Source organism: Streptomyces sp. NPDC098101 (genome assembly GCF_044760185.1).
Classification (GTDB): Bacteria; Actinomycetota; Actinomycetes; order Streptomycetales; family Streptomycetaceae; genus Streptomyces.
Map to the genome: position 1 here is coordinate 769,684 of NZ_JBIWAS010000003.1, position 12,088 is coordinate 781,771.

At 70.9% G+C, this 12,088-nt stretch carries 7 protein-coding genes; 5 read left to right on the top strand and 2 right to left on the bottom strand.

From position 1 onward, the window contains the following. Window positions 1-44: 44 nt before the first annotated feature. Both ACIQVI_RS16555 and ACIQVI_RS16560 read right to left on the bottom strand, forming a co-directional pair. Window positions 45-752, bottom strand: coding sequence for a PspA/IM30 family protein (locus ACIQVI_RS16555; RefSeq protein ID WP_403596040.1), 708 nt, complete (start codon window positions 750-752; stop codon window positions 45-47). 128 nt (window positions 753-880) lie between these two features. Next, window positions 881-3,001 carry a TPM domain-containing protein gene (locus ACIQVI_RS16560; RefSeq protein ID WP_403596043.1) on the bottom strand — a complete coding sequence of 707 codons (2,121 nt, stop codon included), beginning with the start codon at window positions 2,999-3,001 and terminating at the stop codon, window positions 881-883. Window positions 3,002-3,199: 198 nt separating this feature from the next. Between ACIQVI_RS16560 and ACIQVI_RS16565 the strand changes: the two genes are divergently transcribed. From ACIQVI_RS16565 to ACIQVI_RS16585, 5 genes are all read left to right on the top strand, one after another. Next, window positions 3,200-5,689: an ABC transporter family substrate-binding protein gene (locus ACIQVI_RS16565; RefSeq protein ID WP_403596046.1), complete on the top strand. Its 2,490-nt coding sequence runs from the start codon at window positions 3,200-3,202 to the stop codon at window positions 5,687-5,689. Window positions 5,690-5,993: 304 nt separating this feature from the next. Further along, complete coding sequence (gene typA, locus ACIQVI_RS16570; RefSeq protein ID WP_351971554.1) at window positions 5,994-7,895, top strand: translational GTPase TypA; 1,902 nt, start codon at window positions 5,994-5,996, stop codon at window positions 7,893-7,895. A 504-nt stretch (window positions 7,896-8,399) separates the two neighbouring features. Further along, the gene (locus tag ACIQVI_RS16575; RefSeq protein ID WP_403596049.1) at window positions 8,400-10,037 is read left to right on the top strand and encodes an ABC transporter substrate-binding protein; all 1,638 of its coding nucleotides are present in this window, start codon (window positions 8,400-8,402) and stop codon (window positions 10,035-10,037) included. 170 nt (window positions 10,038-10,207) lie between these two features. Beyond that, window positions 10,208-11,140, top strand: a complete 933-nt coding sequence (locus tag ACIQVI_RS16580; protein ID WP_351971559.1) for an ABC transporter permease — start codon at window positions 10,208-10,210, stop codon at window positions 11,138-11,140. Next, window positions 11,133-12,086, top strand: coding sequence for an ABC transporter permease (locus ACIQVI_RS16585; RefSeq protein WP_351971556.1), 954 nt, complete (start codon window positions 11,133-11,135; stop codon window positions 12,084-12,086). The genes ACIQVI_RS16580 and ACIQVI_RS16585 overlap by 8 nt, the downstream gene beginning before the upstream one ends. Window positions 12,087-12,088: the final 2 nt, after the last annotated feature.

Sequence of the window (12,088 nt, forward strand, 5' to 3'; positions counted from 1 at the left end):
GGCTGGCCGGTACTTGACCGTACGGGTACGGGAGCGGCGTCCGGTCAGTCCTTGAGCGCGGCCAGCCGGGCCTCGATCTCGGCGTCGTCCCCGAGCGCGTCCAGCTGCTCGAACTGCGCGTCCAGGGAGGAGGCCGCCAGCTCCTGCTTGCCGAGGGCCCGCGCCTCCTCCCGGCGGACCTTGTCCTCGAAGCGGCTCAGCTCGCTGGTCGGGTCGAGCACGTCGACGTTCTTGACGGCGTCCATCATCGTGTTCTGCGCCCGCGCCGACTTCGCGCGGGCCACCAGCTCGTCCCGCTTGGCCTGGAGCTCGGCGAGCTTCGCCTTCATCTGGTCGAGCCCGGTCCTGAGCTTCGCGACCACCTCGGTCTGCGCCGCGATCGTCGGCTCCGCCGTCCGCGCCTCCTTCTCCGACTGGAGCTGGCGGCCCAGGGCGACCTTCGCCAGGTTGTCGAAGCGGTCCGCCTCCGCCGTCTGACCGCCGCCCCGCAGCTCGTCCGCCTTCCGGCTGGCGGCCAGCGCCTTGCCGCCCCACTCCTTCGCCGCCTCCACGTCCTCCTGGTGGTCCTGCTCCATCAGCCGGAGGTTCCCGATGGTCGCGGCCACCGCCTCCTCCGCGTCCGCGATGTTGTTCGCGTAGTCGCGGATGAGCTGGTCCAGCATCTTCTGCGGATCCTCCGCCTGGTCCAGCAGGGCGTTGATGTTGGCCTTCGCCAGCTGGGTGACCCGGCCGAGGACGGTCTGCTTGCTCATGGGGTTCTCCTTGGGGGCGTATGTGGGGTGTACGGGGAGGGGGAAGGCGCGGGGAGAGGGGACGTACGGGATGGAGGGGGCCCGGGGAGAGGGAGACGTACGGGATGGGGGCCCGGGGTGGCCCCGGGTCAGAAGCGGCCGCCGCCTCCCAGCCGGCCGCGCGTGCCGCTGCCGCCGAAGCTGCCGGGCCCGCTGCCACCGAAGCCCCCGCCGCCGAAGCCCCCGCCCCCGCCGAACCCCCCGCCCCCGAAGCCTCCGTGCCCGCCCCGCCCGCCGCCCCCGCCGAACAGGCCGCCCAGGATGATGCCGCCGAGCACCGCCCCGCCCAGCCCGCCGCCCGCGTTTCCCGCCGTCCCCGGCGCCCCGCCCGGACCGTTCGGGTTCCCGTAGGCGCGGACGTCCCGCTCGGCGAGCTCCTGCGCCCGCCGGGCGAGCGCGTCCGCCTGCCGGGCCTCCGCGAGGGCGGACTGCGGGTCGTCGGCCGCGAGGGCCCCCGCCTTCTCCCAGCGGCGCCCGGCCTCGGCCAGCCGTGTCCGGGCCTCGCTGCCCACCGCGCCCCGGTGGGTGGTGATGTAGTCGGACGCCGCCCCGATCGCCGAACGGGCCGTCAGCATCGCCTGGTCGAGCAGCGCGCGTGCCCGCCGCGTGCCCGATTCGCGCTCCCTGGCCCCCTCAAGCGCCTCGTCGAGGGCCGCGTCGGCCTCCTCGACCCGGCGCAGGGCGCCGATCGGGTCGTACCGCCCGGCCTCCGCGCTCCGCCGCACCTCGGCCGCCACCGCCTCGGCGCGGGCGATCCGCCCCTGGAGGTCGGCCGTGGACACCCCGGCGGCGGTCCCCTCCAGCAGGCCGCGGGCGTCCGCGAGGTCCGCGTCCGTCTCCGCGAGCACGCCTGGCAGCCGGCCCACGGCCTCCGCCAGCTCCTGCGCCCGCCGGTCCACCGCCTCGATCAGCCGGGCCGCCTGGTCCACGGCGCCCTCGGCGGCCCGGACGTGCACGGCGGCCGCGCCGTTGTCGCCCGCCTCGATCCGCTGCCGGGCCCCGTCGGCGTGCGTCCTCGCGAAGACCAGCCGGTCCTTCGCCTGCTCGACGTCACCGGCGACGGGCGCGGACGCCGTCTCCGCGTACCGCTCGCGCATCGCGGTCAGCGCCGCCTCGGCCGTGCCCATCCGGGCCGTCTGCTCCCGCAGCGCCGCCTCGACCGCCGCCAGCGCCTCGGGGGCGGTCCGCTCCAGGGCGCGCAGCCGGTCGAAGGACTCGGTCTCGGCGTCGAGCCGCGCGTCCGCCTCGCCGCAGCGGCGCAGGATCTCCTCCAGCATGGACCGGCGGGTCGCGTCGTCCTCGGGGAAGGCGTCGTCGAGCCTCTGCCGCAGCCGGAACGACGCCGTCAGCTGCTCCCGGGCGAAGGCGAGGGACTCGGTGAAGGGCCGCACCGCCTCCTCGCCGAACTGCGCCGACGCGAAGCCCAGCTCCTCCTGGCTGGTGCGGACGGCGTCGTCGGTGGCGACCAGGGTCCGGCGCGCCTCCCCGTCCAGCTCGTCCAGGGTCGGCGGCGCGGGCTCCTTCGGCGGCCCCCAGCCCTGCCCGCCCCCCGGTGTGGTGCGGGTCCCGGTCCGCCGGCGCCGCCTGGCGTACGCGTAGGCCCCCACCGCTCCGGCGCCGCCGACCAGCACCGCGGGCAGGATCAGGTCGGAGCCGGAGGGGCCGTCGTCGGCCGCGTGGCCCGGGTCGGCGGGCCCGGGGGTGATCGGGGGAGCGGTGACGGGCCGGCCCGAGAGGGCGGCCGCGTACCCGTCCGCCGCGCCGATGGCGGCACCCGCCCAGTCGTTCTGCCGCAGCGCCGGCTCGATCGCGGTCCGCGCGACCTCGTCCAGCCGTGCCTGGGTGAGGCCGGAGCCGGGGTCGGCGGAGTAGCCGTACAGCCGGTCGTGGGTGGCGACGGCGAGCAGCAGGTCGTCGGGGCCGAACCCGTTGCGCTCGGCGGTGGCGTCGGCCCAGTCCTGGCCCGGGCGCCCGGAGAAGTCCCGTACGTAGACGACGAAGAGCTGGACGCGCTCCTCCTCGTACAGCCGGTCCAGGGCCTGCTCCACGGAGGCGCGGCGGTCGCGCAGCGCGCCCACCCGGTCGGTGATCTGTCCGTCCCGGGACAGGACGACGGGGTCGTCGGCGCGGGCACCGTGCACGGCGGGGACGACGAGCCACCACGCCGCCACCAGTACCGCGAGGAGGGCTCGGGTGGCTGTTCGCGTCACAAGCGTGAGGCTATGTCCGGGTATGTCCGCCCGCGACCGGTCCCGCGCGCCGGAGGTCGGGGGTTGGGCCGCCCGAGTGGCATCTTCCGGCCATTTCGCCGTGTCGCTATGGCCGGATCCCTCTCCTCCTTTTCAGTGGACAAGCAATAGGTGTGATCATCTCCAAATGGAATGAATCTGGACGAAGGGGTACAAGACATGTCCCAGATCGGCGCCCCTCACGGGGGGACATGCCCCAAGAGCCCCCGCTCCCGCACGCTCCGCACCGTCGCCGCCCTCACCAGCGCCGTCCTCGCCGTCACCGCCCTCGCCGGATGCAGCGCGGACGACGAGACCGACGCCGCCCCGCTCGCCGCCCAGGACAACGCGCCCGCCCCGCGCGACCGGGTCGCCGACGGCGGCACCCTGCGCTGGGCCGTCGACGCGGCGCCCACCACCCTCAACGCCTTCCAGGCCGACGCCGACGCCACCACCTCCCGCATCGCCGGAGCCGTGCTCCCCGCCCTCTACACCCTCGACCAGCGGGGCCGGCCACAGCTGAACCCCGACTACCTGGAGTCCGCGCAGGTCGTCGAGACCGAGCCCAAGCAGGTCGTCCTCTACAAGCTCAACCAGCAGGCCGTGTGGAGCGACGGACGCGAGATCGGGGCGCCCGACTTCGTCGCCCAGTGGCGGGCCCTGAGCGGCCGCGACACCGCGTACTGGACCGCCCGGAACTCCGGCTACGAGCGGATCGAGAAGATCGAGCGGGGCAAGAACGACCTGGAGGTGCGGGTCACCTTCGCCAAGCCCTACGCCGACTGGCAGTCCCTCTTCACCCCCCTCTACCCGAAGCAGGTGATGGGGTCCCCGGACTCCTTCAACGACGGCGCGCGCACCGCCCTCAAGGCCACCGCCGGACCGTTCCTGCTGAAGTCGGTCGACTCCGGGAGCGGCGACGTCACCCTCACCCGCAACCCCCGCTGGTGGGGACAGGCCGCCAAGCTCGACACCGTCGTCCTCAAGGCCGTCCCCCGCGCCGACCGGGCCGAGGCCCTCGCCGCGGGCACCCTCGACCTGGCCGAGATCGACCGCTCCACGGCCGACCGGATCGCCCTGGCCCTCCGGGACGCCCGCGCCGGCCGGAACGGCGCGCAGGCCGCCCTCGCCCACGGCCCCGGCTCCTCGATCACCCCCTCCAAGGCCCTGGCGTCCTGGGCCCTCGCCCACGGCTCCGACGAGGAGAAGGCGGAGGAGGTACGGGCCGCCCGCAAGAAGAACCAGGAGGCGATCGCCCGGTACGCGAGCGCGCAGGACACCCTGGCGAAGTACGCGGTCCGCAAGTCCCTGGAGCCCGCCTACACCCAGCTCTCGCTGAACGGCGAGTCCGGGCCGCTCTCCGACGAGCGGGTGCGGCGCGCGGTGGCCCGCGCCATCAACCGCCAGGAGCTGGCCGAATCCGTGCTCAAGCCGCTCGGCCTCCCGGCCCAGCCCCCCGGCAGCCACCTGGCCCTCGCCGGCCAGGCGGCGTACAAGGACAGCAGCGACGCCCTCGGCGGCCAGGACACCCAGGAGGCGCGGGCGCTCCTCGCCGACGCCGGCTGGGTCCCCGGCGGCGCGGTCAAGCAGCCCGCAGGCACGAAGGCGGGCAGTGAGGCGGAGAAGGGCGAGGCGGAGAAGGCCGGGGCGGAGAAGAAGGAAAAGGAAGAGGCCGAGAAGGCCGCCGTCGAGTCCGGGAAGCCCGCGAAGAGCACCGCCACCGCCCCTACCGACGCCAAGAAGAAGAGCGACGACGCCTCCGGGGACGCCCCCTCCGACGAGGGCCTCTACATCGTCGGCGACGACAAGCCGGGCGAGCGCCGGGCCGCCCCCGCCCCTGTCGCAGGCGGCCCCGAGAGCGCCACCCGCGTCCTCGTCCCGGCCCCCGCCGCCGCCCGCGAGAGCGCCGCGCTCCGGGCCCGCGCCGAAGCCCTCGACACCCGGCCCGAGGCGCTCGAAGCCCGGCCCGGGGCCCTCGACGCCGGTACGGGTGCCGCCGCCCGGGCCGACGCCCGGCAGGCCGCCCAGCCCGACCGGGGGATGCCCGGGGCCTACGCCCCGCGCGGCACCGCCGCCCCCGCCGCCGTCCCCGGGGCCGGCCAGGCCCTCGGCAAGGACGGCAAGGCGCTCAGCCTCCGCTTCGTCCTGCCGTCCGGGCCGGGCTCCGAGTCGCTGCGGGCGGTGGGCGACCGGATCGTCCGGATGCTCGACGCGGTCGGGATCCGCACCGAGGTCACCAAGGTCTCCGACGAGAGCTTCTTCAAGGACCACATCGCCTCGGGCGACTACGACCTGGCCCTCTACTCCTGGCCCGCCTCCGCCTTCCCCGCGACCGACGCCCGGCCGATCTTCGCCAAGCCCGAGCCCGCCTCGGACGGCTCGCTCATGGTCGAGCAGAACTACTCCCGGGTCGGCACCGACCGCATCGACCAGCTCTTCGACCAGGCGGCGGGCACCCTCGACGAGGAGGAGGCCCGGGAGCTCGTCCGCCAGGCCGACGCCCGGATCTGGGCCGCGGCCGGCTCCATCCCCCTCTACCAGCGCCCCCAGCTCGTCGCCGCCAGGGCGGATCTGGTGAACGCGGGCGCCTGGGGCTTCGCCGCCCCCCGCTACCAGGACATCGGCTTCAAGAAGGCCGAGACCCCCAAGGGATCCGAGCGGAACCGGTAAAACCACGGCACGAAACCGCTGAAACCACTGAAAGCTCTGAAACCGCAGGTCACAACCTCAGAACCAGCTCAACTTCCTTGCCCGCCGGTGTCCCCGGCGGGCAGGATCGCGTCGGCCCCTTGACCCGGCCGCACGACCTCCCCCACACCCTCGGAACCTCCCAGTAGACCCTCTCGGAACCCGGGCGGGGAAGCCTCTTGCACGGCAGCCCCGTACCATGGGACATAGCCGTGGCGCGTCCGCCCGGCGGGCGTAAGAGGAACTGACGCCGATTCCCACGATCCGAGAGAAGCGCAAGCCACCCATGCCCACGCGCCACGACATCCGTAACGTCGCCATCGTCGCCCACGTCGACCACGGCAAGACGACCATCGTCGACGCCATGCTCAAGCAGGCCGGTGCCTTCGCCGCCCACCAGCAGCTCGACGACCGCATGATGGACTCGAACGACCTGGAACGTGAGAAGGGCATCACGATCCTCGCCAAGAACACGGCGGTGAAGTACCACCCCAAGGACGGCGGGGCCCCGATCACGATCAACATCATCGACACCCCCGGCCACGCCGACTTCGGCGGCGAGGTCGAGCGCGGTCTGTCGATGGTGGACGCGGTCGTCCTCCTCGTGGACGCCTCCGAGGGTCCGCTCCCGCAGACCCGCTTCGTGCTCCGCAAGGCGCTCCAGCAGCGCAAGCCCGTCATCCTCTGCATCAACAAGACGGACCGCCCGGACTCCCGGATCGACGAGGTCGTCAACGAGACCTACGACCTGTTCCTGGACCTGGACGCGGACGAGGACCAGATCGAGTTCCCGATCGTCTACGCCTGCGGCCGCGACGGCATCGCCTCGCTGACCAAGCCGGAGAACGGCACCGTTCCCGCGGACAGCGACAACCTGGAGCCGTTCTTCAACGCCATCCTGGAGCACGTCCCGGCCCCGGTGTACGACGAGGAGGCCCCGCTCCAGGCCCACGTCACCAACCTGGACGCCGACAACTTCCTCGGCCGCATCGCGCTGCTCCGCGTCGAGCAGGGCGAGCTGCGCAAGGGCCAGACGGTCGCGTGGATCAAGCGGGACGGCACGATCTCCAACGTCCGCATCACCGAGCTGATGATGACCGAGGCGCTCACCCGCAAGCCCGCCGAGGTCGCCGGCCCCGGTGACATCTGCGCCGTCGCCGGCATCCCCGACATCATGATCGGCGAGACCCTGGCCGACCCGGAGAACCCGATCGCGCTCCCGCTGATCACGGTCGACCAGCCGGCCATCTCCATGACCATCGGCACCAACACCTCGCCGCTCGTCGGCCGCGGCGGCACCGGCAAGGGCGCGGACGCCAAGGCCGCCGTCAAGAACCGCAAGGTCACCGCCCGCCAGGTCAAGGACCGTCTGGACCGCGAGCTCATCGGCAACGTCTCGCTCCGCGTCCTCGACACCGAGCGCCCGGACGCCTGGGAGGTCCAGGGCCGCGGTGAGCTCGCGCTCGCCATCCTGGTCGAGCAGATGCGCCGCGAGGGCTTCGAGCTCACCATCGGCAAGCCGCAGGTCGTCACCAAGCTCGTCGACGGCAAGGTGCACGAGCCCGTCGAGCGCCTCACGGTCGACGTCCCCGAGGAGCACATGGGCGCGGTCACGCAGCTCATGGGCGTCCGCAAGGGCCGCATGGACAACATGTCGAACCACGGCTCCGGCTGGGTCCGCATGGAGTTCGTCGTCCCGTCCCGGGGCCTCATCGGCTTCCGTACGGAGTTCCTGACCAACACCCGCGGCACGGGCATCGCCCACTCGATCCACGAGGGCCACGAGCCGTGGTTCGGCACGCTGACGACCCGTAACAACGGTTCGCTGGTCGCCGACCGCGCCGGTGCCGTCACCGCCTTCGCGATGACCAACCTCCAGGAGCGCGGCGTCCTGTTCACCGACCCCGGCACCGAGGTGTACGAGGGCATGATCGTCGGCGAGAACTCGCGCTCCGACGACATGGACGTGAACATCACCAAGGAGAAGAAGCTCACCAACATGCGCTCCTCCTCGGCCGACTCCTTCGAGGCGATCGTGCCGCCGCGCAAGCTCTCCCTGGAGCAGTCCCTGGAGTTCTGCCGCGACGACGAGTGCGTCGAGGTGACCCCGGAGGCCGTCCGCATCCGCAAGGTGATCCTGGACCAGAACGCGCGCGGCCGCGCGTCCTCGCGCGCCAAGAACGCCTGATCCGGGGCCGGTTCGTCCGGCCCGCACGCACGACTGAGCCCCGCCGGCCCCGGCGGGGCTCAGTCGTGCCTCCTCGCCGCCGTAAGCGGCCCACGGGGCCGCCACGGGGCCGTCACCGGGCCGTCGCGGGGCCGGTGGGGGAGGGCGGCTCCCGCACCCGCCGTCAAGTCGAATTCAGAGACCCGGCGTCCGGATACCGGTCATCGCTCTCCGGAACGTGTATTAACAGTCCGTTTCGGGGGTGTCTGTCTGGACTCACTTTGTCCGGATTTCGGTACCTCGGGGCGGGGTGATGTTGTCAAAACGAGACCACTTAAGTGTGGTTTACGGCCCGGACGTACTTAATAGTTGGCTCCATTGAGCTCGGGTCAATGGGTCACGCACTGTGGGGAGTGCCGACTCACGAGCACACTCGGGGCACTTGAGTGCATAGCCGTCAGGGGTGTCGGCGAAACTCGGAGTGCCCCTCTTGTAGTGACAAAGTGGACTCATGAGGAGGAACCCATGCGCGGTGCCAAGAGCGCCAAGTGGGTAACGGGCGCGATCATCGTCGCCCTTGCTGCGACCGCCTGTGGCGGGGGGAAGAGCGACGGCGGCAGCGACGCCAAGGGCGCTGTTGACCCGAACGGGATCTTCTCCATCGAGCTCGGTGAGCCCGAGAAGCCCCTGTACACCGGCGACACGATGGAGTCCAACGGCTCCGCCGTCATGGCCGGCCTGTTCTCGACCCTGGTCGACTACAAGGCCGACGGCTCGCTGGAGATGATCAACGCCGAGTCGGTCACCACGACGGACTCGAAGACGTGGACCGTCAAGCTCAAGCCGGGCTGGACCTTCCACGACGGCACCCCGGTGACCTCGAAGTCCTACGTGGACGCGTGGAACTGGAACGCCAACGTCAAGAACGCCATGGGCCTCAACTCGTGGTTCGCCGACATCAAGGGCTTCGAGAAGCTCAGCCCGGCCGAGGAGGGCGCCAAGCCCACCGCGGACAAGCTGGACGGCCTGAAGATCGTCGACGAGAACACCTTCACCATCGAGCTCTCGAAGGCCGTTCCGTACTTCGGCCACAAGCTCGCCTACATCGTCTTCGCCCCGCTCTCCGAGTCCTTCTACAAGGACCCGAAGGCCGCCGGTCAGAAGCCGGTCGGCAACGGTCCCTACAAGTTCAAGAGCTGGGACCACAAGAAGCAGATCGAGATCGTCCGTTACGACGACTACAAGGGCCCGAACAAGGCGAAGAACGGCGGTGTGGTCTTCAAGAACTACACCACCCTCGAGGCCGCGTACGAGGACCTGAAGTCGGGCAACGTCGACGTCCTGCGTCAGCTCGCCCCGAAGGACCTCCCGGTCTACCGCCAGGACCTCGGCGACCGCGCCGTCGACCAGGCCTACTCCGCGGTCCAGACCATGGCCGTCGCGTTCTACGCCGACCAGTGGAGCAAGCCGAAGCCGGTCGACCCCAAGGTCATCCAGGGCATCTCGATGGCGATCGACCGCGCCACCATCACCAAGACGGTGCTCCAGGGCACCCGCGAGCCCGCCACCGGCTGGGTCGCCAAGGGTGTGCTCGGCTACCAGCCGAACGCGGTCGACGTCACCAAGTTCGACCCGGCCAAGGCCAAGGAGCTCATCAAGGCCGGCGGCGGCGTCCCCGGCAACAAGATCTCCCTGCAGTTCAACGCCGACGGCGGCCACAAGGAGTGGGTGGACGCGGTCTGCAACTCCATCACCCAGTCCACGGGCGTCGCCTGTGTCGGTGACGGCAAGCCGGACTTCCAGGCCGACCTGACCGCTCGTAAGAACAAGCAGGTCAAGTCGTTCTACCGCTCCGGCTGGGTGCTCGACTACCCGGTGAACGCGAACTTCATCTCGGACCTGTTCCGTACGGGTGCGGCGGGCAACCAGGGCGGCTTCTCCAACAAGGAGCTGGACGCCAAGATCGCCAAGGCGGACTCCGCGTCGACGCTGGACGAGTCGGTCAAGCAGTACCAGGCCATCGAGAAGGACCTGGTCAACTACATGCCGTCCATCCCGCTCTGGTACTACAAGGTCAACGCGGGCTACTCCGAGAAGGTTTCGGGCGTGGCTTACGGCCAGGACGGCGACCCGATCCTGACCGGCGTCGAGGTCCACAAGTAAACCCGAAAGCGTAGTCCGCAAGCCGTCACGGGACTGACGGATCGTCAGTCCCGTTCCGGCGCCTTACGCAGCGGCTGGGGGGCCCTTCCACGGCATCGTGCTGCCCGAATCCGGGCAGTACGTCGGGGGAGGGCCCTCGGCTGCGGCCGTCACATCTCAACGGAGGCATGATGGGGCGCTATGTCGCACGACGACTGCTCCAGATGATCCCGGTTTTCTTCGGGACAACCCTGCTGATCTTCCTCATGGTCTACAGCCTGCCCGGTGACCCCGTGGCCGGTCTGTTCGGAGACAAGGGGGCGTCCCCCGCGACCATCGCGGAGATCAGACACAAGCTCGGTCTCGACCAGCACATCCTGAAGCAGTACTGGGACTACATCAGTGGAATCATCTTCCACTTCGACTTCGGTACGCAGATCCGCAACGACCGGCCTGTGACCGAGGTACTGGGTGACGCGTTCCCCGTCACGATCCAGCTGGCGGCCCTCGCCTTCGCCTTCGAGCTCGTCTTCGGCCTCAGCCTCGGCATCATCGCCGGCCTCCGCGCCGGACGCATGGCCGACAACGCGATCCTGATCTTCACCCTGCTGATCATCTCGATCCCGGTCTTCGTGCTCGGCTTCCTGATCAAGATGGTGTTCGCCTTCCAGCTCGGCTGGATCGAGCCGAACGTCAGCAACGACCAGCTGCTGTCCGAGATGATCGCCCCCGCCATCGTCCTCGGTGGTCTCTCCCTTGCCTATGTGGCGCGGCTCACCCGCACCTCCATGGCGGAGAACCTGCGCGCCGACTACATGCGCACGGCCGTCGCCAAGGGCCTGCCGAAGCGCCGCATCATCGGCGTCCACCTCATGCGCAACTCGATGATCCCCGTCGTCACCTTCCTCGGCACCGACATCGGCGCCCTGATGGGCGGCGCGGTCGTCACCGAAGGCATCTTCAACGTCAAGGGTGTCGGTGGTCTGATCTACGAGTCGATCAGCCGCCGCGAGGGCAGCACCCTCGTCGGTCTCGTCACCGTCCTGGTGGTCGTCTACCTGATCACCAGCCTGCTCATCGACCTGCTGTACGCGGTCCTGGACCCGAGGATCCGGTATGCCTGACGTGACCAAGACCGCCACCACGGCGCCGGACGCCGTAGCCGCCTCCCCGGCGGCCGCGCCCGCCCCGCAGGGCAAGCCGGAGAAGCCCCGCTCGCTCTGGGGCGACGCCTGGCGCGACCTGCGCCGCAACCCGTACTTCCTCGTGTCGTCGGTGCTGATCTTCTTCCTGCTGCTCATCGCGGCGTTCCCGGGGATGTTCACCAGCGCCTCGCCCACGGCAGGCGACCTCGTCAAGCACTACGTCGGCAAGCCCGAGCTCGGCAACATCGGCTCGCCCGGGTGGCTCGGCTACGACATCCAGGGCCGCTCCGTCTACGCCCGCCTGATCTACGGCACCCGTGCCTCGATCATCGTCGGCGTCTGCGTCACCCTGATCGTCACCGTCATCGGCGGCGCCATGGGCATGATCGCCGGTTACTTCGGCGGCTGGGTGGACGCGGTCCTCTCCCGCCTCACCGACGTCTTCTTCGGCATCCCCTTCCTGCTCGGCGCGATGGTCGTCCTCCAGGCCTTCGTCGAGCGCACCGTCTGGGTCGTCGTCTTCGCCCTCGCCTTCCTCGGCTGGACGCAGATGGCCCGCGTCATGCGCGGCGCCGTGATCACGGTCAAGCAGGCCGACTACGTCCACGCCGCCAAGGCGCTCGGCGCCGGCACCGGCCGGATCCTCTTCCGGCACATCCTGCCGAACGCCATGGCCCCGGTGATCGTCGTCGCCACCATCGCCCTCGGCGGCTACATCTCCGCCGAGGCGACCCTGTCCTACCTGGGGCTCGGCCTCGCCGCCCCGACCGTCTCGTGGGGTGTCGACATCTCCGCGGGTGTTCAGGCGATCCGTACGTCGCAGCACATCCTGCTGTACCCGTCGATCATGCTGAGCCTCACCGTTCTGGCGTTCATCATGCTCGGCGAAGCCGTCCGCAACGCCCTCGACCCCAAGCTGCGCTGAGG